The organism is Mycobacterium sp. TH-M106, assembly GCF_057473765.1.
This window is the reverse complement of sequence record NZ_JBYCLE010000423.1, coordinates 1-21,948: the sequence shown is the minus strand read 5'-3', so window position 1 is coordinate 21,948 and position 21,948 is coordinate 1. Positions and strand designations below refer to the sequence as shown.

The window sequence follows — 21,948 nt, the reverse complement described above, 5'->3', positions numbered from 1 at the left end:
TTCACCCGCTCCTCCGGGAAGTGGCCCTCCCCGACCAGATACAGCGCCGAGGTGGCGCAGCCGCACTCCGGGTGCACGAACAGCTCGGCGTCGGGATAGCTGCGGGACTTCTCCTGGAGTTCGTTGCCGTTGATCGCCGCGTGCACGTGGCATTCCCCGGCCCAGATCTGCATGTTCTTGCGCCCGGTGACCCGCTGGACATGTTGGCCGAGGAACTGGTCGGGCAGGAACAGCACCTCGCGGTCGGGATCGATCGAGTTGACCACGTCGACCGCGTTCGACGACGTGCAGCAGAAGTCGGTGAGTGCCTTGACCTCCGCTGTGGTGTTGACGTAGGACACCACGACGGCATCGGGGTGTTCGTCGCGCCACGCCTGCAGATCCTCCGCGGTGATCGACTCGGCCAGCGAGCAGCCCGCCTTGGCGTCGGGGATCAGCACAGTCTTGTCCGGTGACAGGATCTTGGCGGTCTCGGCCATGAAGTGCACCCCGCAGAACACGATGGTGTCCTCGGGCGCCTGTGCGGCGATCCGGGCCAAGCCCAGCGAGTCACCGACGTAGTCGGCGATGTCCTGAATCGGCGGCAGCTGATAGTTGTGGGCCAGGATGATCGCGTTGCGCTGCTCCTTGAGCTGGCCGATCGCGGCCACCCATTCCTCGTCGGCGTCCACCCCGCTGTAGCCGGCAGGCGTCGTGACGATCCGGGCGGCTAAGGAAGGCACCGCATTCACGTCCGCGGCTACCGTGCCAGTGTCGTTCAGGACGGTCATGGACGATTCCTTTCGCCGGACCAGGTTTTCGACTTATGATCGAAAACATGGCCCATAGTAGCACCGCGCACGAAGTGCTCGGCGTGGTCTTCCAGGTCGGCGACCTAGGTTCGCGGTCGCCCAGGCTCAACGTGCTGCTGTGGCAGCGGGCGCGGGAGCCCCAGTTCGGCAGGTGGTCGCTGCCGGGAGGCGGGTTGGGCGACGACGAGGATCTGATGACCTCCGCACGTCGCCAACTGGCCGAGAAAGTCGACCTGCGTCAGATTGCCCACCTCGAACAGCTGGCCGTTTTCTCCGATCCCGCGCGGGTGCCCACGACGCGCACCGTCGCGTCGACGTTCCTCGGGCTGGTTCCCTCCCCTGCCACCCCCGAGCTGCCGCCCGACACCCGATGGCATTCGGTGGATGCGCTGCCGCCGATGGCCTTCGACCACGGGCCGATGGTCAGTCACGCCCGAGCCCGGCTGGTTGCCAAGATGTCCTATACGAACATCGGATTCGCCTTGGCGCCAACGGAGTTCGCACTGTCTACGCTACGCGCCATCTACGGTGCCGCGCTCGGATACCAGGTCGACGCCACCAACCTGCAACGGGTACTGGCCCGCCGCGGGGTGATCATGCCCACCGGCACCACCGCACGCTCTGGGCGCAGCGGGGGCCGACCGGCGGCACTGTACCGGTTCACCGATTCGCAGTTGCGGGTCACCGATGAATTCGCGGCGTTGCGCCCGCCCGGGGCGTCGACTGGATTCTTAACCGTGTCTTAAGACAGAATGCCCGGGTGGACTTCGATAACCTCGCCCGGCAACCGGGCGCCGAATGGGTCGGCTGGATTGGACGGGCACCGCACCAGGAACTGCAACGCGGCAGCCGACCGCTGGAACCTGCCGATGACCCGTTCTACCAGCCACCCGCGGGCTTTCAGCATGCGGTGGCGGGCACTGTGCTGCGCTCCCGAGACGTCGAGCTGGCATTCCTGGGCCTGATTCCGCAGCAGATCCGCGCTACCCAACTGCTCTACCGGACCTGCGCCCGCAACGGCACGCCCGAAACGACGGTGACGACGGTGCTGGTGCCCACCAACCGCGACCGCACACGGCTGTGCCCGATCGTGTCGTACCAGTGCGCCATCGACGCGGTCGCCGGCCGCTGCTTCCCGTCGTACGCGTTACGCCGGCGAGCCCGGGCTGCCGGCTCATTTTCCCAGCTGGAGTTCGTGATGGTCGCCGCCGCCCTGGCGCGGGGCTGGGCAGTGTCCGTACCCGATCATGAAGGCCCGAACGGTAATTGGGGAGCACCACGTGAGCCCGGTTACCGCGTGCTCGACGGGGTGCGCGCCGCGTTGCGCACCGACCGACTGGAACTGTCCGGCGATGCTCCGGTGGGCTTGTGGGGCTACTCCGGCGGCGGGCTGGCCACCGGCTGGGCGGCCGAGGTCAGCGCCGACTACGCCCCCGAACTCAACATCGCCGGTGCGGTGCTGGGGTCACCGGTCGGCGACCCCGGGCACACCCTCCGCCGGCTGAACGGCTCGGTCTGGTCCGGGCTCCCGGCCATGATGATCGCGGCGCTGGCGAACGTCTACCCGGAACTGGACCGGGTGATCGAAGCGCACGTCACCGACGAGGGACGGGCCCTGCTGCGGTCGCTGACGTCGATGACCACCGCGGGTGCGGTGTGGAGACTGCGCCACCGGGACCTGGATTCCTACATCGACAATCCTCTCGATCAGATCCTGGAATTGCCTGTTGTGCAAAATGTTTTCGCCGATATCAAACTCGGCACCAAGGTGCCGACACCGCCGGTGCTGATCGTTCAGGCCGTGCACGATCAGGTGATCTCCGTCGAGGACATCGACGACCTGGCCGACGCCTACGCGAGCGGCGGGGCGACGATCACCTACCACCGCGACACGTTCAGCGAGCATGTGCTGCTGCACCCCATATCAACCCCGATGGTCCTGGGGTGGCTGGCTGACCGGTTCGCCAACGGACCGTCAGCCGCTCGGACCGGTGGCGAATGGCCGGCACTACTGAATCCGACGACCTACATCGGTCTGGTCCGACTGGGCCTGATAGCCGCCAGAGTCATCAGCGGTCGTCCGCTGTGACGTCGACAGCCGCGGGCCCCGGCGACGCGATCGCCGGTTCGAAGGCCGGGTAGGCGCCCAGGTCGTCGCGAGCCGTCCAGACCGCGCACAGCGCGTAAGTCAGCGCCGCTGCGGCGGCGGCCGTCAGCAGGGTGGCCGCGACCTGCCACGGCGTGTGCCCGAAGAACACCGGCGGAGCCTCGGCGAAGTAGTACACCCGGTGATCGGGTGTCACCGGTGCGGCGTCGACGTTCACCACGCCGTAGCGGTGGTGCACCAATTCACCGCCGACCAGGGCGGCCAGCGCGGCGGCCGCGACCAGACCAACCGACAGCCCCGCCACCATCCCTGGGCCGCGGTGGGCCCGCCACTGCCACGCCAGCGCGGCCGCCATCACCCCCAGCACACCCAGCAGGCCCAGCACCATAAACGGCGCGACGAAAAAGTGATCCGCCTCGTCGCCGAGGTAGGTTTGCACCCGCTCGCCGGCGCGGGTGAGCGCCACCACGCCGTGGACTGGCGGCGCGATCCAGGCCCAGAGCGCCCCGGCCGCCGCCCCCGCAACGACCGCTCCCCCCGCCACCATGCCGATAGCTGCCACGCGCCGAGTACACGGTGCGGCGGTGCCCACAGCCGGGGTCATCGGCGCCCGCTCCTCAGCTCCGCCGAGTCCACCGTTCCGTGCCGGGAGCATCTGGCCATCCAGCCGTTCGGCCGGACCTGCACCACCATCCGGCGGCCACATGCGGCGCAGAACCGCGGGGGCTGGATCCCCAGCCGCGCTATCGTCGGCACCACCGCGCCTGCCGTGCCCGCCGGGGCGCCGGTGTAGACATTGAAGACGCCGGCACCAACGGGGGCGGGCAGTTCGGTGGCCATCAGGTGCTTGGTTGCGGTCCTACAGGCTGGCGTTGAGTGCCTTGACCGGCATCTGCAGTTCTTCGAGCATCTCCAGGTCGTCGTCGATAGAGCGGCCGAGCGTGGTGAGGTAGTTACCGACGATCAGGGCGTTGATGCCGCCCAGCAGGCCACGTTTGGCACCCAAGTCGCCGAGGGTAATCTCGCGGCCACCAGCGAACCGCAGGATGGCGTGCGGCAGCGCCAGCCGGAAGGCCCCCACCACCTTGAGTGCCTCGGCTGCCGACATGACCTCGGCGTTCTCCAGCGGTGTACCCGGCTGCGGGATCAAGAAGTTCAGCGGCACGTCATCCGGTGCGAGTTCGGCCAGTTCGGCGGCGAATTCCGCGCGTTGCTCCACGGTTTCACCCATGCCCAGAAGCCCGCCGCAGCACACCTCCATCCCGTTCTCGCGCACCAGGTTCAGCGTCTCCCGGCGGTCCTCCCAGGTGTGCGTGGTCACCACGTCGGGGAAGAACGAGCGGGCGGTCTCCAGGTTGTGGTTGTAGCGGTGCACACCCATCTCGGCTAGCCGCCTGGCGGAACGAGCGGTCAACAGCCCAAGTGAAGCGGCGATATGGATGTCGACTTCCTTGCGGATCGCCTCGATCCCTGCCGCCACCTGCTTGAGCAGCTTCTCGTCGGGGCCACGCACCGCGGCGACGATGCAGAACTGGCTGGCACCCGCCTCGGCCGTCTGTTTGGCAGCCGCCACCAGGCTGGGGATGTCCAGCGAGGCGCTGCGCACCGGTGATTCGAACCACGCGGACTGCGAGCAGAAGTTGCAATCCTCAGTGCAGCCACCGGTTTTCAGGCTGATGATGCCTTCGACGTCGACCTCCGGGCCGCACCAGCGCATCCGCACCTTGTGGGCCAGCCCCAGCAACTCCTCAAGCCGATCGTCGGGCAGCTGCAGCACCGCCAGCACCTGATCTTTGTCAAGTCCCCGGCCGCGCTCCAGCACCTGCTCGCGGGCCACGGCCAGGATGTCGGCGTCTGCGGCACCGACGCTGGATCGTGTGCTGGAATCGGCGGTTTTGGTCACCCGATGCTCCCTCGCTTGTCAACAACCTGAATGCTGTTCACGTCATGGTAGCGGGGGTGGGCGCGGCAACCGACTCAGCCGCTGATCGCATGCTCGACTCGCTTGTTGCCGTCCCACCGACGCAGACCGGCGAAGGCGCCGTGGAGTTGCGCCGGCCGGCTGGCGACGCGCAGCGCCCGCCCGAGTTGCCCGCCACGGACTCGGCGCGCGAGCGTGACGTGCGCGGTCCACTGGCCGGGCTCACTGTTGGGCGCCGGCCCGGACACCAGATGCGGGCGGCACCGTCGATGCGTCTCGGCATGCAGGGCCAGCAGCTCGGGCGTCGGCACCACCAGCCGTGCCAGCACGGCATTGGCCTTGCCGGCCCTGCCGAAAAACACCGGCGCACCCACGACACAGGGTATCGGCATCCGCTGGCTCAGCGGGACCAGCAACGCGTCGACGTCCGCTGCGATCGCCTCGGCGACCACCAGCGTCACGTGCGGCCGGGAAGCCGGCGCCTGGCTCGGTATGCCGGCGGCGGCAAGGTCATGCCAGAGGTGCCGAACCGCGGCTTCGGTGTCGCGGTCGAAGACCAGCTCGATCGTGTGCACCATCAGCCGGCCAGTGACCTGACCCAGTCGTGGTCGAAGGCTCGGGCGCTGACGGCGGCGAACCCCGCGGCGTCGAGGGTGCCAGCGTCGGCAGGCAGTGTCGCACGTACTGGCGCCAACCGGGCCAAGGCAGTGCGGTTACCGGTGTGCACCGCGCCGGGCCGGTCCGGCCAGCTGCCGATGACCAACCCGGCACAGGGCACCCGTCGGGTGGCCAGTGCTTCCAGCGTCAGCGCGGTGTGGTTGAGCGTGCCCAACTCGGCCCCGACCACCACCAGCACCGACACCTGCAGATCCGTGGCGAGGTCACGCAGTGTTACGCCATCGGCGAGTTCCACCAGCAACCCGCCGGCCCCCTCGACCAGTGTCAACCGGCCCGGCGCAGCCAGAGCGGTGACGAAGTCCACCAGCTGGGCGCGGGACGGCAGCGCCGTGCCAGCGTGTTCTGCGGCCGCCACCGGTGCCAGTGGAAGCGGATACCGCGCCAGTCCGGCCAGTTCGACGGATCCGGTCAGCCCGGCCAGCCGGCTTATCTCGGCCAGATCGTCGTCGCCGACGAGAGTGCCGGTCTGCACCGGTTTGCCGACTGCCACATCCAGGCCGGCCTGCCTCGCACAGGAGGCCAGCGCCGCGGTCACCACGGTCTTGCCGACGCCGGTGTCGGTGCCGGTGACGATCAGAACTGTCACGGGCGCACGGCCGCCAGCACCCGCGTCAGCGCCCGACGCGCCACGTCGAAGTCATCGGCGGTCAGCGATGCCCGGGCGGTCACCCGCAGCCGCGAGGTTCCCTCTGGCACCGTAGGTGGCCGAAAGCAGCCGACCCGCACTCCGGCGTCCAGGCATGCGGTGGCCGCTGCCAACGCCGCCTGCGGATCGCCCAAGATCACCGACACCACCGCCGACTGCGGCCGCTCTGGCACTGCGCAGATCTCTGCCAGCGTGGCGGAGTGGGCCTGCACCGCATCGGGCCGCCAGGGCTCGGCGACGAGCACACCCAGTGCAGCCAGCGCCGCTCCGGCCGCCGCCGGCGCCAGCCCGGTGTCGAAGATGAACGGCCGAGCGACGTCGATCAAGTGATCCCGCACGGCCGTCGACCCGAGGACGACGCCGCCCTGACTGCCCAGCGCCTTGGACAGCGTCGCAGTGATCACCACGTCGGGTGCACCTGCCAGACCGGCCTGGTGGGCCAGCCCCCGCCCGCCGGCGCCGCACACCCCGAGGCCGTGCGCCTCGTCGGTGACGAGGAGCGCGCCGTGCCGCTGACACACCTCGTGCAACCGCAGCAACGGAGCCAATGCACCGTCGGCGGAGAACACCGAGTCGGTGACAACGACAGCTCGCTCCTCGTGGCGCGAGGCCAGCGCCGCGTCGACGGCGCCGACGTCGCGATGCGGCACCACGACCACCCGAGCCCGCGACAGCCGGCAGGCATCGACCAGCGACGCATGCGAACGGGCATCCGACACCAACAGTGATCCTGGCCCCGACAAACCGACGACCGCGCCCAGGTTGGCGGTGTATCCGGAGGAGAAGACCAGTCCCGCTGCTACACCGACGAAGTCGGCCAGCGCCGTTTCGAGTTGCCGATGCAGCTCGGTGTCGCCGGTGACCAGCCGTGAGCCGGTGGCGCCGGCGCCCCACGTGCGCAGCGCCCGCACGGCGCCGTCGATGACCGCCGGGTGCCGGGCCAGCCCCAGGTAGTCGTTGGAGGCCAGATCGAGCTCGGTGGTGCCCGCTGGCCGCGGCCGCAGCGAGCGCCGCAGCCCGGCCGCACGCCGCTGTCGTTCCACCTCCGCCAGCCAGGCCAACGGGCTGGCCTCGGTCTCAGCAGGGGTCATCTGCGCCGCTCCTCAGCATCGCTGCGCTCTGCATCGTCGCCGGCGCGGGTCATCTGCGCCGCTCCTCAGCATCGCTGCGCTCTGCATCGTCGCCGGCGCGGGTCATCTGCTAAAGCCTACGAGAGTCGGTGAGCTCAGCGACCCCCACCATTGCCGAGCTGATCTGGGCGATCTCGGTGGGCGAGCAGACGAACGGCGGCATCGCGTAGATCAGGTTGCGGAATGGCCGCAACCAGACACCGTGGTTCAACGCCGCCGGCGTGGCGACAGCCAGATCGACCGGCCGGTCGCACTCGATGACGCCGATCGCGCCGCACACCCGCACATCGGTCACTGCCGGCAGCGACCGCGCCGGCTCCAGCCCGGCGGCCAGCCCGGTGCCTATCCCGGCGACCGTCGAGCGCCAGTCCTGACTGAGCAGTAGCTCGACGCTGGCCACCGACACCGCACAGGCCAGCGGATTAGCCATGAAAGTGGGCCCGTGCATCAGCGCGCCGGCCTGGCCCGCTCCGATGGCGTGTGCGGTCTCGATACCACACAGAGTGGCAGCCAGACCCAGGTAACCACCGGTCAGCGCCTTGCCGACGCACATGATGTCCGGGCTGACGCCGGCATGCTCAGCAGCGAACAACTCACCCGTGCGACCGAAACCGGTAGCGATCTCGTCGAAAATCAGCAGTACCTCATGACGGCGGCTGATATCGCGCAGGTCACGCAGGTAGCGCGGGTCATGGAAGTGCATCCCGCCGGCACCCTGCACGACGGGCTCGACGATCACCGCCGCGAGCTGGCCGGCATGATCGGCCAGCTGGGCTTCGAACGCGGCGCTGTAGGCCGGGTCGTAGTCACTGGGCACCTGCGGGGCGAACACCTGAGCGGGAAGGACGGAATCTTCGCCGGAGCCCCACAGCGCATGCATGCCGGCGTCCGGGTCGCAGACGCTCATCGCGGCGAAGGTGTCGCCGTGGTAGCCGCCGCGCCAGGTCATCAGCCGTCGTTTCTCCGGCCGGCCGTGTCCGCGCCAGTACTGCAGCGCCATCTTCACCGCGACCTCCACCGCCACCGAACCGGAGTCACTGAAGAAGACGGTGTCTAGACCGTCGGGCGTGATCCGCACCAGCAGCTGCGCCAGCCGCGCAGCGGGCTCGTGGGTCAGGCCGCCGAACATGACGTGGTTCATCACGCCCAGCTGTGCGGTCAGTGCCGCATCGAGCACCGGGTGACCGTGTCCGTGGATCGCGGTCCACCAGGAGCTCATCGCATCGAGCACCCGGACCGGCGCTCCGTCGACGATCACCGTCAGCCATGCGCCGCGGGCGCCGACCGCCACCACCGGAGCCGGACCCCGCCCGTCGATCGTGCTGTACGGGTGCCACAGATGCGCGGCGTCGATCGCGCTGATCTGCTCGGGAGTCAACCGGGGCATGGACGTTGAGGGTAATACCACGCTGCGAGTCCCCTTCCCGGCGAGCATGCGCGAAATCGCATGCGCGAGGGCCGCGCCGTGCGAGTTCGTGCATGCTCGTCAGCCGGTCACACGCCCGGCGATCACGGTCCGGTCACAGGACGGCGAAGATCGTTCCCGTCGGCTGGCCGGCAGCCGGAACACCGGATAACCTCTGTGACAGATGTTACTGGAGTGGCTGTTGTGAAATACGACGGCCGAGAGGGGAATACCGATGAAACGCATCCACACCATCGCGACCGGCTTGGCGTTGTCGCTGGCACCGGTGATGGTCAACCCTGGTCTTGCCGCCGCGGACCCGCACACGTGGCCGGCCGGCCACGCCCAGCCGATCGACTACGTGATCCAGCGCGCCCTCGCCCAGCAAGGGATGCCGTACGTCTATGGCGGCGGCAATGCGTTCGGGCCCACCAACGGAATCCGGCCGGACAACGACAACCCGCCGGCTAACGCTCCCGCGGGCATCACCCGCACCCCGGGCACGAACGCCATCCCGAACACCACACTTACCCCGACGCCGGGCACAACGGGCACAGTTGCGGGTGAGCCCGCCAACGGCACCGTCGGATTCGACTCCTCGGGTCTGATTCAGTACGCGTTCGCAGCCGCCGGGATCAAGATGCCGCGCACCTCGGGCCAGCAATGCAGCGTCGGTCGCAAAGTTCCGCCGGCGCAGGCCCGCCGCGGCGACCTGATCTGCTACGGCCCGGGCGGCAGCCAAAGCGTCGCACTGTTTCTCGGAAACGGGCAGATGATCGAGGGCACCGACCCCGCCGTCGTCGTCACGCCGGCGCGCACCAGCAACATGACGCCGTACCTGACCCGCATCATCGACTCCTAATCAGCGCAATGCCGGCGGCTTGCCCGCCAACGGCGCGATCGCCACGACACCGGTCGCGCAAACTCCGCCAGGAGTGCTGAGACGACGGGCGGATTCGGTAGATTATCGGGCAATCATGATTGCCCTGTTGTCCCCGGCCCGGCCGGCCTCAGCGACCGCTCCGGAGCCTGTGCACGCGACCACGGTGGGGACCGGGGAAGTCGCCGTGGGTATCCGCAAAGCGGGTTTCTACCGGCACGACCTCGACGGCCTGCGAGGTATCGCCATCGCACTGGTCGCCATGTACCACGTCTGGTTCGGTCGAGTCTCCGGCGGCGTGGACGTCTTCCTAGCGCTGTCCGGCTTCTTCTTCGGCGGCAAGCTGCTGCGTGCCGCACTGAACCCGGCGTCATCGCTGTCGCCGCTGCCCGACGTGATCCGGCTGGTGCGCCGACTGCTCCCCGCCCTGGTGGTGGTGCTGGCCGCGGCTGCGGTGCTGACCATCCTGATCCAACCGCAGACCCGTTGGGAGACCTTCGCCGACCAGAGCCTGGCAAGTCTGGGTTATTACCAGAACTGGGAACTGTCGCATACGGCGGCCGACTACCTGCGGGCCGGTGAGGCGGTCAGCCCGCTGCAGCACATCTGGTCGATGTCGGTGCAGGGCCAGTTCTACATCACGTTTCTGGCGCTGATCTTCGGATTCGCCTATCTGTTTCGACGTCGGCTCGGCACGCGGTTGCGGACGGCGTTTGTGGTGCTGCTGAGCGTGTTGACGGTGGCGTCGTTTATCTACGCGGTCATCGCGCATCGGGACAATCAGGCGCTCGCGTATTACAACAGCTTCGCCCGGGCCTGGGAGCTGCTGATCGGGGCGCTCGTCGGAGCGTGCGTGCCCTACATCCGCTGGCCGCTGTGGCTGCGGAGCACGGTCGCCGCTGCAGCACTGTCGACGATCTTGGGCTGTGGGGCGTTGATCGAGGGCGTCAAGGAATTCCCTGGCCCGTGGGCTATGGTGCCGATCGGCGCCACGATGTTGTTCATCCTGGCCGGAGCCAACCGGCATGCCCACCCCAGCACGGCTAAGACGCTGCCGTGGCCGAACCGACTGATGGCGATTGCGCCGCTGGTGGCCCTCGGCGCGATGGCCTACTCGCTCTATCTGTGGCACTGGCCGCTGCTTATCTTCTACCTGTCCTACACCGGCCACCGACATGCCACGTTCGCAGAGGGAACAGCAATCCTGATGGTCTCCGGCGTGCTTGCCTACCTGACCACCCGACTTGTCGAGAACCCGCTGCGCTACCGGGCGCCGGCCGGCGCCGGGCCAACGCCGGCCTTGACCATTCCCTGGCGGACCCCATCAGCCGGCCGCTGGCGGCGCACCACGTTCGCGCTCGGGACGGCGGTGGCGCTGCTGGGAGTGGCGCTGACCGCGACCTCGTTCACGTGGCGCGAGCACGTCACAGTGCAGCGCGCAAGCGGCAAGGAGCTGTCCGGGCTCAGCACACATGACTACCCAGGTGCCCGCGCCCTGACCAAACATGTGCGGGTGCCCAAGCTGGCGATGCGCCCCACCGTGCTGGAAGCCAAGAAGGATGTCCCCTCCTCCACCAATGACGGCTGCATCAGCGACTTCTCCAACCCGGCACTGATCAAGTGCGACTACGGCGACACCAGCGAGACGGGCTCCGCCCGCACCGTTGCACTGGCCGGCGGGTCGCACGCCGAGCACTGGCTGACGGCGCTGGATCTGCTCGGCCGCACACACCATTTCAAGGTAGTGACGTATCTGAAAATGGGCTGCGCACTGTCCACCGAGGAAATCCCGCTGATCATGGGCAACAACGCCCCGTACCCGCAATGCCATGCCTGGGTGCAGAAGACGATGGACACACTGATCGCCGACCACCCGGACTTTGTGTTCACCACATCCACCCGGCCGTGGAACATCAAACCCGGCGACGTGATGCCGGCAAGCTATCTAGGCATCTGGCAGAGATTGTCGGAGAACAACATTGCCATCCTCGCCATGCGGGACACACCATGGCTAGTCCGCGAAGGCAGCCCATTCGAGCCCGCCGACTGCTTAGCCTCGGGCGGCGACGCGACGTCGTGCGGCGTCAAACGGGCCGACGTCCTCGCCGATCACAACCCCACCCTCGACTTCCGGGAACAGTTCCCGCTGCTCAAGCCGTTGGATATGTCCGATGCGCTCTGCGGCACCGAAATCTGCCGCGCGGTGGAGGGAAATGTGCTGATCTACCATGACTCTCATCATTTGTCAGCCACCTACATGCGCACCATGACCGGCGAGCTCAGCCGGCAGCTGGGTGCAGCCACCGGTTGGTGGTGAGATCGCCCTCGCCTGGCCCGGTTTTATCCACGTACCGCGTACAGCTCCGGGGCCCAGGTAAAGGGTGCGGGTTCACCTTCTCCGACGTGGAGAATCTGCTGGACTACCTGGATCAACTCGGGGTGTCGCATGTGCACCTGTCACCGATCGCGACCGCGGTGCGCGGGTCGACGCACGGCTACGACGTCACCGATCCGACCACCGTGTCAGCGGAACTCGGCGGCGCCGAGGGCCTGGCCCGGTTATCCGCGGCGGCCCGGGTCCGTGGCATGGGCTTGGTGGTCGACATCGTACCCAACCACGTCGGGGTCGGAAGGCCCGAACAGAACTCATGGTGGTGGGACGTGCTGACACATGGCCGCTCGTCGCGCTACGCACGGTTCTTCGACATCGACTGGGATCTCGGCGGTGGCCGGATCGTGTTGCCGCTTCTGGATTCCAACGGTGAGGTTGCGAACCTCACGGTTGATGGTGACCTGCTGCGGTTAGGCGGCATGGTGCTACCGATCACAGCCGGTACCGGCGCTGGCACCGGTAGGCAGGTGCATGATCGTCAGCACTATCGGCTGGTCGATTGGCGCAGCAGGCTGTGCGGTTATCGCCGTTTCCTGTCGGTCAGTTCGTTGGCTGCACTACGCCAGGAGGACCGCGAGGTTTTCGATGCAACCCATGTCGAAGTCGGCCGCTGGTTTACCGAGGGGTTGGTCGACGGCGTGCGCATCGACCACTTCGACGGCCTGGCCGACCCGCCAGGGTATCTAGCCCGACTGCGCGAGGTGGTCGGATCGCCGGCTTGGATTGTCATCGAGAAGACTCTGGCCGCAGACGAGACTTTGGAGCCCTCGCTGCCGGTGGACGGAACCACCGGTTACGACGTGCTGCGGGAGATCGGCGGTCTTTTCCTCGATCCGGCCGGAGCGGCCGTTCTTACCGCGCTCGCCGAATCCGGAGGTGCCGGCCGTGCTCACCAGGACGTTGGAGCCGCGCTGCTGCATGGCCTCAAAGTCAGTGCCGCAACCGGCCCGCTGCGCAGTGAGCTAGACCGCCTGCGGCGATGCATCGTCACGGCCGCCGGCGTCGACCACCCGCAGCTCGAGGAAGCGCTGGCGGCCCTGCTCGGCCACATCGGCGTGTACCGCTGCGACTACCGCGGGCTGGCCGCGGTGATGCCGGCCGCGCTGGCCGAAACCGAGGCCGCCGCACCTGAGCTGGGATCTGCACTGCAGCTGATCAGCGCGGCGATAAGCGGCGGCGGCGAGTCGGCGACGCGGCTGCAGCAGCTGTGTGTTGCGGTGACCGCGACCGCGGTCGAAGAAGCCCTGTTCTACCGGGATTCCCGGTTGGTGTCGCTAAACGAGTTGGGGGGTGACCCAAGACGATTCGGGGTGGGCGCAGCGGAATTTCACGCTCGGGCTGTCATCCGAGCCAAGTTGTGGCCGCGCGCGATGACGACGCTGTCCACCCACGACACCAAGCGCGGTGAAGACGTGCGGGCCCGCATCGGTGTGCTCTCGCAGGTGCCGGAGTTGTGGGCACAGTCCGTCGCGCGGTGGGCTGATTCAGCCCACCCCCCCGATACGGCGACCGGATTGTTCTTGTGGCAGAACATTTTCGGAGTATGGCCGGTCGACGGGGCAATCACCAATTCACTACGCGGCCGGCTGCACGCCTACGCAGAGAAGGCTATCCGGGACGCGGGGGCGCAGACCTCGTGGCAGGACGTGAACACCGGCTTCGAGAACGCGGTGCATCGATGGGTCGACGCTGTGCTCGACGGGCCGGCGGCCGATGAGCTGACCGAGCTGGCAGCGCGGCTCAACCCGCACGCGGAAAGCGATGCGCTGGGCCAGAAGCTGCTTGCGCTGACCATCCCCGGAGTGCCGGACGTCTACCAGGGCACCGAGCTGTGGGAGGACAACCTCGCCGATCCGGACAACCGGCGGCCGGTCGATTACTCGGTCCGGCGGGCGGCACTGAAGTCCCTGCAGCACCCCAAGATGCGGGTCGTCAGCGCCGCCCTGCGGCTGCGGCGTACCCGCCCGGACACCTTTCTGCGGCATGGGTACCACCCGATGCTGGCCACCGGAATCGCCGCCGATCACGTCGTGGCTTTCCGTCGCGGCGCGGATGTGCTGGTGGCCGTGACCCGTTGGACGGTGCGGCTGGCCGAAACCGGTTGGGGCGACACCATGCTCCCGCTGCCCGGCGGCTCATGGGCCGATCGGCTGACCGGCAGCAGATGGTCTGGGCGAACACCAGCCGCCGAGTTGTTCGCTGAACTGCCGGTGACCCTGTTGGAGCGCGCGGGTGTGGGCTGTGGATAACTGACTACCGGTGCCGGGGCAAACCGTCGATGATTCGCCGCATGAGTGATCACGAGGTGCTGCCTATCCCACCCATCGAGACCGCCAACGACCCAGTGTTTTCCGCGTCCGATCTGCGCCAGCGCTGGCGGGCGCTGATGGGGCCACTGGGATTCGGGCAACGACAGCTGTGGTTCGGCTTCATCGGGCCCGACCGGAGGTTCGTCAAGGTGTTGAGTCATCTCGAGATCGGGCCCCGACCACAGTCACGCGTTCTGAAAAACCTGATGTCGGCGCTGCGCACGTTGCTCAGGGACACCGCCCCGGCCGGTAGCAGCGTAGCGCTGCTGTTGACCCGCCCTGGCCGGGGCGCAATCTCGCCGGCCGACCGGGTGTGGTCGCAACAGCTGGTTGCGATGGCCAATCGATTCGGCGTGCCGCTGGAGCCGATTTTCCGGGCCAACGACGAAGTGCTGCTGCAGGTCGAGCCGGTCTGAACCAGACGGATGGATCGGTGACCGAGCCAGCGACGATGATGTCTGCGCCGGGCTGGCGCACAGATACTGTGATAATGTGATTCTGTGAAAAACATCACCGTCGCCGTGCCCGAAGCCGTGTACCGCACGGCCCGCATTCGGGCCGCGGAACTCGGCAAGTCCGTCAGCGCCCTGGTTGCCGAATTCTTGAATTCGCTCTCCGAGCGCGAGGCAGAGTTCACCCGGCTGGAAGCCAAGCAGCAACGGATCCAACGGCAAATTCGTAGGTTCCGGGCGAGCGACCGGTTGAGCCGAGACGAAGTTCACCAGCGTGCGGTTCGTTGACACCAATGTGCTGCTCTATGCGATCTCGCGTGATCCCGCAGAGCGCGACAAGACGCATCGCGCGAACGACATTTTGGCGTCCCGGGATCTGACGCTGTCCGTGCAGGTTCTGCAGGAGTTCTACGTCCAGGCGACCCGCCGGAGCCGCAGTGATTCGCTCACCCACGAACAGGGCGTGGGACTGGTGGAGTCATTCCTGCGGTTTCCCGTCGCCCCCATGACCACGGAGATGATGTTGGGCGCTTTTGCCACACATCGGCGGTTTGGCATCTCCTACTGGGACGCCTCTATCCTCGAAGCCAGCCGATCGCTCGGTTGTGATGTTGTCCTGTCCGAGGATCTCAGCCACGGCGAAGACTACGACGGCGTCCGCATCGAAAACCCGTTCCGGGCCGGCTACAGCAAATAGCGATAGGCCGGTGAACCCGGTTCCAGCGGTTCGACATGGCTCTCCGAAGCCCGCATCCGGGCCAGCAGGCCGTCCAGATCGGCCGCTGATCCCAGCTCGATGCCGACCAGCGCCTCACCGGTCTCCCGGTTGTTGCGTTTGACGTATTCGAACAGCGTGATGTCGTCGTTCGGTCCGAGGACCCCGTCGAGGAAGCGGCGCAGCGCGCCGGGCTCCTGCGGAAAGTCGACCAGGAAGTAGTGCTTGAGGCCCAGGTGCACCAGCGAGCGTTCCAGCACCTCCCCGTAGCGGGACACGTCGTTGTTGCCACCGGAGACCAGGCACACCACGTTCGAGCCGGGTTCCACCAGAGTCTTCGGGGCTTCCAGCAGGCCGGCGACCGACAGCGCACCGGCCGGTTCGGCGATGATGCCCTCGTTCTGGTACAGGTCGAGCATCGCGGTGCACACGGCGCCGTCGTCGACAGCGCTGACCGACACCGTGTCGCCGGCAGCGGCCAGTGTGGCATAGGGCAGCGCCCCAGCCCGTTTCACCGCAGCACCGTCGACGAACTGATCGACATCCTCCAGCGTTACCAGCTCACCCGCGGCCAGCGCGGCCATCATCGCCGCGGCACCGGCCGGTTCGACGCCCAGCACCGACGTGTGCTCCGTCCGCTCGGCCAGGTAAGTGGCGATGCCGGCGATGCATCCGCCGCCGCCGACCGGCACTACCACCAAGTCCGGCTCGGTGTCGAGCTGGGTCAAGATTTCGGCGGCGATGGTGCCCTGGCCGGCGATCACCCGAGGATCGTCGAACGGCGGCACCAGCGTTGCCCCAGTGCGGGCGACGTCCGCCAACGCCGCCTCGGCCGCCAGGTCGTAGGTCGCTCCGCCCACGATCAGTTCGATGAACTCCCCGCCGTGGTAACGGATCCGGTCTCGCTTTTGCCTGGGCGTTTTGGCGGGTACGTAGACGCGGCCGTGGATACCCAACGACCGGCACGCGTAGGCAAAGCCCTGCGCGTGGTTGCCGGCCGACGAACACACCACGCCCGCGGCGATCTCCGCCTCGGACAGCTGCACCAGCAGGTTGTAGGCGCCGCGCAGCTTGTAGGACCGCACCGATTGCAGGTCTTCCCGCTTGAGATAGACCGTGGCGCCGGTGGCTGCCGAGAGCCGATCGCTTCGTTGCAGCGGGGTGACCTCGACCACCCCGGCGATCCGCTTGGCCGCCGCGTCGATGTCGGCCGCCGACAGCGGCCACGTGCTGGCATTTCGGCTCGATGCGGCGGACACCGATTTATGGTGTCACCCGCCAGGCGGTTCAGCGCACCGGGGTAAGCACGAAGACCGGTATTTGCCGCTCGGTCTTGGCCTGATAGTTGGCGTAGTCCGGCCATGCCGCCACCGCACGCTCCCACCAGATGGCCTTCTCGTCACCGAAGACCTCGCGGGCGTTGTAATCCCCGGTGACGGTGCCGTCCTGCAATTCGACCCGCGGATTTTTCTTGACGTTGTAGTACCAGACCGGGTGCTTGGGAGCACCACCCAGCGATGCGACGATGGCATACTCGCCGGCGTGTTCGACCCGCATCAGCGGGGTCTTGCGGAGTTTGCCGGTCCTGGCCCCGATCGTGGTCAGCAGGACGACCGGCTTGCCCTTCATCTCGGTGCCCTCGGCACCCCCGGAGGCCATGTACTTCTCGGCTTGCTCGCGGGCCCACCCCAAGGTGCTCGGTACGTATTCTCCGGAAAGTGGCATACCCGCCACCCTAGTCCGTGACCCGATTCGCTGGTGATCCACGGGTCATAGCTCGATCACCTGCAGCACCGTTTCCAACCCGGTGAAATCTGCCGGGTTTCGGGTCGCCAACGCCGCGTTGTCGGCCACTGCTACCGCCGCGATCATGACGTCGACCCTGCGCCGTCCGCCGGTGATACGGCCGGGCGCGGCGATGATGTCGCACAGTTCGCGATAGACGTCCGCTTCCCGCTGAGAAAAAGGTAGACCGTCGCCGTATGCCTCGCGGAGCCGGACCAGATCCACCCTTGCCCGAGCAGCAACCTCTGGATCTGGGTGCGCCGTACCTTCGCTGAACTCCGCGAATGCGATCGCTGACACGAACAACTCATGTCGCCCCGGCGGCAGAAGCTCCCACTGCGGACGCTGGATCAGCAGGTTCGTGTCCAAGTCGATCTTCACCGGCCGCAGACTCGGCCGGACCGATCGCGTCCATCCTGAACGAGCCGCAGCATTTCCTCTTCGTACTTCGCCGGCTTCGGACTGTCGTACACCCCCGAATCGATGACCTGCTCGGGGCTGGCGCCCGCACGTTCCTCACCTGTCTCTCGTCGTGGGCGTTGCTGTCTACCGATCAGCACACCGGTCTGCCTACCGTGGTTTGTCACCTGGAACGTTGCTCCACTCGCCGCTGCTTCGATAACCTGCGACGCGTTCTGCCGGAGTTCGCGGATACCTACCGTTTTCATTCCGCCATGGTAGCACAATTATGCTACATAAGTAGCATGCTCTTATTCGAGCTCTGGCCGCAAACCTGCCGAGCATGATGAGCGATATGCACGCGGTCGATCTTCACCTCGCGGTGTGCCGACGATTCGGTGATGCGGTCCGCGCCGCCGACAGCCGGTGGGAGTGGCCGTCGCCCTGCGACGGCTGGAACGCCGGCGACGTCGTGGAGCACGTCATCGGCTTTCACGATGTTCTCCTGCTGCGACCGCTCGGGCTGAAACCGGATCGCCCCCGTGATGACCAGCAACGACGCTGGGCGCTGACTTTCGACCGGATTCGACGGACGTTGGCCGAGGCCGACTTGTTCCAACGGACCGTGAAGGTGCCGGCGGTGGGAGCGAACCCGGCAACGCAGCTCGATATCGCGAAGCTGTTACCCCGCCTGACCCAGGACGTGCTGGTGCACACATGGGACCTGGCCAAAGCGGTTGATGCCGACGCTTGGTTGGATCCGGGATGGTGCGCGCTGTTTTTGGAGCGGCTCCCCGCCGATCCAGATGCCTTGAGCGCCTCTGGGATGTTCGCCGCCCCGGTCGCGGTGGACGACGACGCCGATGCGCAGTCGCGGTTGCTCGCTCGCCTGGGCCGTGATCCATCCTGGTGAAAACCATTGGTGCCGTGGACCCAACGGTGTTCTCCATCATGCAGATGGTGTCGGCTTCGCAGGTCTGGGCTCATGGACCGCAGGACCCGGCTCGTCGGCGTAGAGCTCATCGATCTCTGCGGAGTACTTGAGGGCGATCGGTGAACGTTTGAGCTTCATGGTCAGCGTCACCTCGTCGCCGCCCGGTTCCCACAAGGTGGGCAGCACCCGGAAACGTTTGATCTGCTCGACCCGCGAGAGTCTGGCGTTGCCGCAGGCCACCCCGGCGGCGATCTCGGCGATCACCTCCGGGTCGGCTGCCAGCGCCGCCGGTGTCGCGTCGGCAAGCCCGCGCTGAGCCGATTGCGGGCCCACCGAGTCGGCGTCGAACACCATCAGCGCGGTGTTGTAGGGCCGGGCGTCACCGATGGTGGCCATCGCACCGATCAGCGGGCAGGCGCCCAGGATGGCGCTTTCGATGTTGGCCGGCGACATGTTCTTGCCCGCCGCGTTGATGATCAGCTCCTTTTTGCGGTCGACCACCCGCAGGTAGCCGTCACCATCGTGCTCCAGGATGTCTCCGGTGTGCAGCCAGCCGTCGGCGTCGATCGCCGCGGCGGTCTTGCCCGGCTCCCTGCGGTAGCCTCGCATCACCAGCGGGCCGCGAACCAGAAATTCTCCGTCGTCGGCGATCCGGCCCTCAAGGCCCGGCAACAACTTGCCGACGGTGCCCAGCCGCGCATCGCGTGGATGAGCGGTCGCGGCAACACAACTCAGCTCCGACATGCCCCACACCTCGCAGATCGGGATACCGATGCCGGCGAAGAAGCCCAGGATCTCCTTCGGAATCGGCGCCGCACCCGACACCGCCCACCGCAGCTGATCCAGTCCCACCTTGGCGCGTATCTTCGAGAGCACCAGTTTGTCGGCGACTGCCCACTCGGCCGCCACATCGTCGGGGACCGGATCGCCAGCCAGCAGCGCGGCGGTCCGCTTGGCGCCCACCGCCAACGCCCACTGCGACGCCTGCCGCAGGTCCTCGTCCGGCTCGTGTGCCGCGGCGAACTCGATAGCTGCCTTGAGTTTCTCCCATACCCGCGGCACCGCAGCCCAAATGGTCGGCCGCGTGTCGCGAAGCGCAGCGGCGACCGCACGATGATCGGGCACCACGGTGACCTGAATGCCGAACATCTCCTGGCTGTATAGCGCCATCGCCCGGTCGGCGATGTGCGCCGACGGCAGGTAGGAGGTGGTCCGATCGCCGAAATGCATACCGAGGACGTCCTGCAGCGCGTATGCCTCGAAGATTAAGTTGGCGTGGGTCATCTCCACGCCTTTCGGCGGGCCGGTGGTGCCCGACGTGTAGATGAGGGTGACGACGTCGTCGGGTTGCACCGCACGCCAGGCCGATTCGAAGTCGAAGTCGTCGGCACCGGCAGCGAGCAGATCTGCGACGGACAGGGTGCCCTGGGGGGAGCCGTCGACGCACACGATGTGCTCGATTGCGGCGCCGCTGGCCGGGATTCGGTCGACGTACTGTTCTTCGCAGATGACGACCTTGGTGCCGGCGTTGCCGAAAAGGTAGGTCAAGTCCCCGGCGGGCAGGGTGTTGTACACCGAGAACGAGGTGGCGCCGACGTGTTGGGCGCCGACTTCCAGCGGATAGAACTCGACGCGGTTGGCCATCATCAGCGACACCGTGTCACCGTGCTTCACCCCGAGCCCCGCCAGCCCGGCCGCTACCTGGCGCACCTGAGCGGCGTAGTCACGCCAGGTGAGTGTCTGCGCGCCGCCCACCGTACGCAACGCAACCGCGTCCGGGTCGATCTCCGCGGTGCGCTGGAACGCCTCGCAAACGGTGGTGGGGCGTTCGGCTGCAGTCATGTCGGTGCTCCTCCGCCGGATCGCTCAGCGACCGACCCGGCTCACCCGGGCCAGGTAGGCCACCGTGGCGTCGCGTGATTCGGGATCGTGCAGTGCCGTGACGAGGACGTCGGCGTCGCTCCAGCTCCGCGTGGTTGCGACCATCCCTTCGGTCACCGCATTGGTGTGCCGTTTGGTCAGAGCAAGGGTAAGCGCCGACTTGGTGAGTAACTCGCCGGCCAGCCGTTCGACCTCGTCGTCGAGGTCGGCGGCCGGTACCACCCGGTTGAGGAAGCCTGCCGCCTTCGCCTCGTCGGGCCCGAACGGCCGGCAGGTCATCACCAGCTCCTTGGTCAGCGCCGGCCCGATCTCGCGCACCAGCCGAGGGATTCCGCCCCACGCCAGCGGGATGCCGAGATCCACCTCGGGTATCGAGAAGCGGGTGGTGTCGGCGGCCACCCGCAGGTCGCACGCAGCGGCCAGCACCAACCCGCCGCCGACGCAGTGGCCGTGCAGCCGTGCGATCGTCACCGCGCGCATCGCCTCCAGGGCGTCGGCCATCCGGCGGCCGGCGTCGGCGTCCTCCCGCATCGTGCGGGCACCTTCGGCGGCGTCGGCGAACACTGCCAGGTCGGCACCCGCCGAGAAAGCCCGGCCCTTGCCGCCGACGACGACGACCTTCACCTCGGGCCGGGAGTCGAACCAGCGGGCCGCTGCACTCAGTTCGTTGAGCGTCCGGGTGCTCAGCGGGTTGAGCTTCTCCGGGCGGTTCAGCGTGATCGAACCGCGGGCACCGTCGGCCGCCACCTCGACGGTGACCGCGTCATTGGTTTGCATTTCTGCGACGGTAGTCGCTGCCGCGCCGAGGTCGACATCAGCCTAGCCAGCCGAGCCCCTTCTCCACCTTTTCCGCGCGTTAACGTGGATCTGAACGCCGGACAGTCGGCGAGCGCGAGGTGGCGGGAGGTCCTTGAGCGATGGTGCAGCGATGACAGCAACCGTGATCACCGGCGCGAACGTCTGGGACGGGACTTCGGACGACGCGCCACCGCGCCAAGTGCTTGTCGTCGGAGACCGGATTCAGCAGGTCGCCACGACGATCGAGGCGCCTGCCGGCGCACGGGTGGTGGACCTGCCTGGGCACACGCTGACGCCGGGGTTCATCGACTGCCACACCCACGTCACGGTGATTCCGCCGGTCGGCCCGGCTCTGGCCGCCGACTCGGGCACCGCAAAGGCGTTGAAGGCACTGCCGGTGCTGCGGGCGTTGCTGATGAACGGGTTCACCACCGTACGCGACTTGGGCTGCGGAGACCTCGACTACCCGACCATCGACCTGCGCGACGCGGTGGCCGCCGGCATCGTTGCGGGCCCCCGGATGGTGGTAGCCCCGCATATGATCTCCGCCCGCGGCGGCCACGGCGACTTCAGCGGACTGCTGGCCGACCAGTATCAGGGCAGGCTGGGCACGGTGCGACCGCTGGAGCTGGCAGCGGCCGACGGCTGCGACGAGATCCGTACCCGGGTCCGCCAGGAGATCCGGGCCGGCGCCGACTGGGTCAAGTTCGCCGCGACCGGCGGCT

The 21,948-nt window shown here is 67.6% G+C and carries 24 protein-coding genes and 1 pseudogene; 10 read left to right on the top strand and 15 right to left on the bottom strand.

Going from position 1 to position 21,948, the window contains the following annotated elements; all coding sequences use genetic code 11:
* On the bottom strand, nucleotides 1-770 hold a 770-nt coding region (gene nadA / locus AC2VOP_RS14930), incomplete at its 3' end, for a quinolinate synthase NadA (RefSeq protein ID WP_486961700.1).
* Between the two features lie 47 nt (nucleotides 771-817).
* On the opposite strand from nadA, the gene AC2VOP_RS14925 reads away from it, so the two are divergent.
* Together AC2VOP_RS14925 and AC2VOP_RS14920 are read left to right on the top strand one after the other, a co-directional pair.
* Entirely contained in the window at nucleotides 818-1,537 is a 720-nt protein-coding gene (locus tag AC2VOP_RS14925) for an NUDIX hydrolase (RefSeq protein WP_486961699.1), read from the top strand.
* Between the two features lie 14 nt (nucleotides 1,538-1,551).
* Nucleotides 1,552-2,880 (top strand): lipase family protein, encoded by a 1,329-nt coding sequence (locus AC2VOP_RS14920; RefSeq protein ID WP_486961698.1) that lies wholly within the window; start codon nucleotides 1,552-1,554, stop codon nucleotides 2,878-2,880.
* Here the strand turns inward: AC2VOP_RS14920 and AC2VOP_RS14915 are convergent.
* The 8 genes and pseudogenes from AC2VOP_RS14915 to AC2VOP_RS14880 all read right to left on the bottom strand — a co-directional run bounded on the left by AC2VOP_RS14915 (nucleotide 2,861) and on the right by AC2VOP_RS14880 (nucleotide 8,660).
* Nucleotides 2,861-3,502, bottom strand: coding sequence for a DUF2567 domain-containing protein (locus tag AC2VOP_RS14915; RefSeq protein ID WP_486961697.1), 642 nt, complete (start codon nucleotides 3,500-3,502; stop codon nucleotides 2,861-2,863). The genes AC2VOP_RS14920 and AC2VOP_RS14915 overlap by 20 nt on opposite strands.
* Nucleotides 3,499-3,738 carry a biotin synthase auxiliary protein BsaP gene (gene bsaP / locus AC2VOP_RS14910; protein ID WP_486961696.1) on the bottom strand — a complete coding sequence of 80 codons (240 nt, stop codon included), beginning with the start codon at nucleotides 3,736-3,738 and terminating at the stop codon, nucleotides 3,499-3,501. Before bsaP ends, AC2VOP_RS14915 begins: the two co-directional genes overlap by 4 nt.
* A gap of 19 nt (nucleotides 3,739-3,757) precedes the next feature.
* Nucleotides 3,758-4,801: a biotin synthase BioB gene (gene bioB / locus AC2VOP_RS14905; RefSeq protein WP_486961695.1), complete on the bottom strand. Its 1,044-nt coding sequence runs from the start codon at nucleotides 4,799-4,801 to the stop codon at nucleotides 3,758-3,760.
* Nucleotides 4,802-4,875: 74 nt separating this feature from the next.
* The gene (locus tag AC2VOP_RS14900) at nucleotides 4,876-5,397 is read right to left on the bottom strand and encodes a 2'-5' RNA ligase family protein (RefSeq protein WP_486961694.1); all 522 of its coding nucleotides are present in this window, start codon (nucleotides 5,395-5,397) and stop codon (nucleotides 4,876-4,878) included.
* Nucleotides 5,397-6,083 carry a dethiobiotin synthase gene (gene bioD, locus AC2VOP_RS14895; protein ID WP_486961693.1) on the bottom strand — a complete coding sequence of 229 codons (687 nt, stop codon included), beginning with the start codon at nucleotides 6,081-6,083 and terminating at the stop codon, nucleotides 5,397-5,399. Before bioD ends, AC2VOP_RS14900 begins: the two co-directional genes overlap by 1 nt.
* A complete protein-coding gene (locus AC2VOP_RS14890; protein ID WP_486961692.1) occupies nucleotides 6,080-7,234 on the bottom strand; it encodes an 8-amino-7-oxononanoate synthase in 1,155 nt (384 codons plus the stop codon). Before AC2VOP_RS14890 ends, bioD begins: the two co-directional genes overlap by 4 nt.
* A gap of 16 nt (nucleotides 7,235-7,250) precedes the next feature.
* Nucleotides 7,251-7,321, bottom strand: a pseudogene (locus tag AC2VOP_RS14885) (hypothetical protein); the annotation flags it as partial.
* Between the two features lie 22 nt (nucleotides 7,322-7,343).
* On the bottom strand, nucleotides 7,344-8,660 hold the full coding sequence (locus AC2VOP_RS14880) for an adenosylmethionine--8-amino-7-oxononanoate transaminase (RefSeq protein ID WP_486961691.1): 1,317 nt from the start codon (nucleotides 8,658-8,660) through the stop codon (nucleotides 7,344-7,346).
* A 253-nt stretch (nucleotides 8,661-8,913) separates the two neighbouring features.
* Here AC2VOP_RS14880 and ripD point away from each other — a divergent pair, with 253 nt between their 5' ends.
* The 6 genes from ripD to AC2VOP_RS14850 all read left to right on the top strand — a co-directional run bounded on the left by ripD (nucleotide 8,914) and on the right by AC2VOP_RS14850 (nucleotide 15,408).
* Complete coding sequence (gene ripD, locus AC2VOP_RS14875; protein WP_486961690.1) at nucleotides 8,914-9,540, top strand: NlpC/P60 family peptidoglycan-binding protein RipD; 627 nt, start codon at nucleotides 8,914-8,916, stop codon at nucleotides 9,538-9,540.
* 118 nt (nucleotides 9,541-9,658) lie between these two features.
* On the top strand, nucleotides 9,659-11,875 hold the full coding sequence (locus tag AC2VOP_RS14870) for an acyltransferase family protein (protein WP_486961701.1): 2,217 nt from the start codon (nucleotides 9,659-9,661) through the stop codon (nucleotides 11,873-11,875).
* The gene (gene treY / locus AC2VOP_RS14865; protein ID WP_486961689.1) at nucleotides 11,872-14,199 is read left to right on the top strand and encodes a malto-oligosyltrehalose synthase; all 2,328 of its coding nucleotides are present in this window, start codon (nucleotides 11,872-11,874) and stop codon (nucleotides 14,197-14,199) included. The genes AC2VOP_RS14870 and treY overlap by 4 nt, the downstream gene beginning before the upstream one ends.
* A 41-nt stretch (nucleotides 14,200-14,240) precedes the next feature.
* Nucleotides 14,241-14,675, top strand: a complete 435-nt coding sequence (locus tag AC2VOP_RS14860) for a hypothetical protein (protein ID WP_486961688.1) — start codon at nucleotides 14,241-14,243, stop codon at nucleotides 14,673-14,675.
* 84 nt (nucleotides 14,676-14,759) lie between these two features.
* Nucleotides 14,760-14,999 (top strand): hypothetical protein, encoded by a 240-nt coding sequence (locus AC2VOP_RS14855; RefSeq protein ID WP_486961687.1) that lies wholly within the window; start codon nucleotides 14,760-14,762, stop codon nucleotides 14,997-14,999.
* Complete coding sequence (locus AC2VOP_RS14850; protein ID WP_486961686.1) at nucleotides 14,986-15,408, top strand: PIN domain-containing protein; 423 nt, start codon at nucleotides 14,986-14,988, stop codon at nucleotides 15,406-15,408. Before AC2VOP_RS14855 ends, AC2VOP_RS14850 begins: the two co-directional genes overlap by 14 nt.
* Here AC2VOP_RS14850 and ilvA read toward each other — a convergent pair.
* Genes ilvA through AC2VOP_RS14830 form a run of 4 tightly spaced genes read right to left on the bottom strand, consistent with a single transcriptional unit; the run spans nucleotide 15,396 to nucleotide 17,879 of the window.
* Nucleotides 15,396-16,685, bottom strand: a complete 1,290-nt coding sequence (ilvA, locus tag AC2VOP_RS14845) for a threonine ammonia-lyase IlvA (RefSeq protein ID WP_486961685.1) — start codon at nucleotides 16,683-16,685, stop codon at nucleotides 15,396-15,398. The genes AC2VOP_RS14850 and ilvA overlap by 13 nt on opposite strands.
* Before the next feature lie 28 nt (nucleotides 16,686-16,713).
* On the bottom strand, nucleotides 16,714-17,151 hold the full coding sequence (locus AC2VOP_RS14840) for a nitroreductase family deazaflavin-dependent oxidoreductase (RefSeq protein ID WP_486961684.1): 438 nt from the start codon (nucleotides 17,149-17,151) through the stop codon (nucleotides 16,714-16,716).
* A gap of 45 nt (nucleotides 17,152-17,196) precedes the next feature.
* The gene (locus AC2VOP_RS14835; RefSeq protein ID WP_486961683.1) at nucleotides 17,197-17,592 is read right to left on the bottom strand and encodes a PIN domain-containing protein; all 396 of its coding nucleotides are present in this window, start codon (nucleotides 17,590-17,592) and stop codon (nucleotides 17,197-17,199) included.
* A complete protein-coding gene (locus tag AC2VOP_RS14830; protein ID WP_486961682.1) occupies nucleotides 17,589-17,879 on the bottom strand; it encodes a type II toxin-antitoxin system Phd/YefM family antitoxin in 291 nt (96 codons plus the stop codon). The genes AC2VOP_RS14835 and AC2VOP_RS14830 overlap by 4 nt, the downstream gene beginning before the upstream one ends.
* 74 nt (nucleotides 17,880-17,953) lie before the next feature.
* Here AC2VOP_RS14830 and AC2VOP_RS14825 point away from each other — a divergent pair, with 74 nt between their 5' ends.
* Nucleotides 17,954-18,523 (top strand): maleylpyruvate isomerase family mycothiol-dependent enzyme, encoded by a 570-nt coding sequence (locus AC2VOP_RS14825; protein WP_486961681.1) that lies wholly within the window; start codon nucleotides 17,954-17,956, stop codon nucleotides 18,521-18,523.
* 36 nt (nucleotides 18,524-18,559) lie between these two features.
* On the opposite strand, the gene fadD11 is transcribed toward AC2VOP_RS14825, so the two are convergent.
* Nucleotides 18,560-20,386 (bottom strand): fatty acid--CoA ligase FadD11, encoded by a 1,827-nt coding sequence (gene fadD11 / locus AC2VOP_RS14820; RefSeq protein WP_486961680.1) that lies wholly within the window; start codon nucleotides 20,384-20,386, stop codon nucleotides 18,560-18,562.
* Nucleotides 20,387-20,410: 24 nt separating this feature from the next.
* Entirely contained in the window at nucleotides 20,411-21,202 is a 792-nt protein-coding gene (locus tag AC2VOP_RS14815) for an enoyl-CoA hydratase/isomerase family protein (protein ID WP_486961679.1), read from the bottom strand.
* A 151-nt stretch (nucleotides 21,203-21,353) separates the two neighbouring features.
* On the opposite strand from AC2VOP_RS14815, the gene AC2VOP_RS14810 reads away from it, so the two are divergent.
* Nucleotides 21,354-21,948, top strand: a 595-nt coding sequence (locus tag AC2VOP_RS14810; protein ID WP_486961678.1) for an amidohydrolase family protein, incomplete at its 3' end; no start/stop codon positions are given.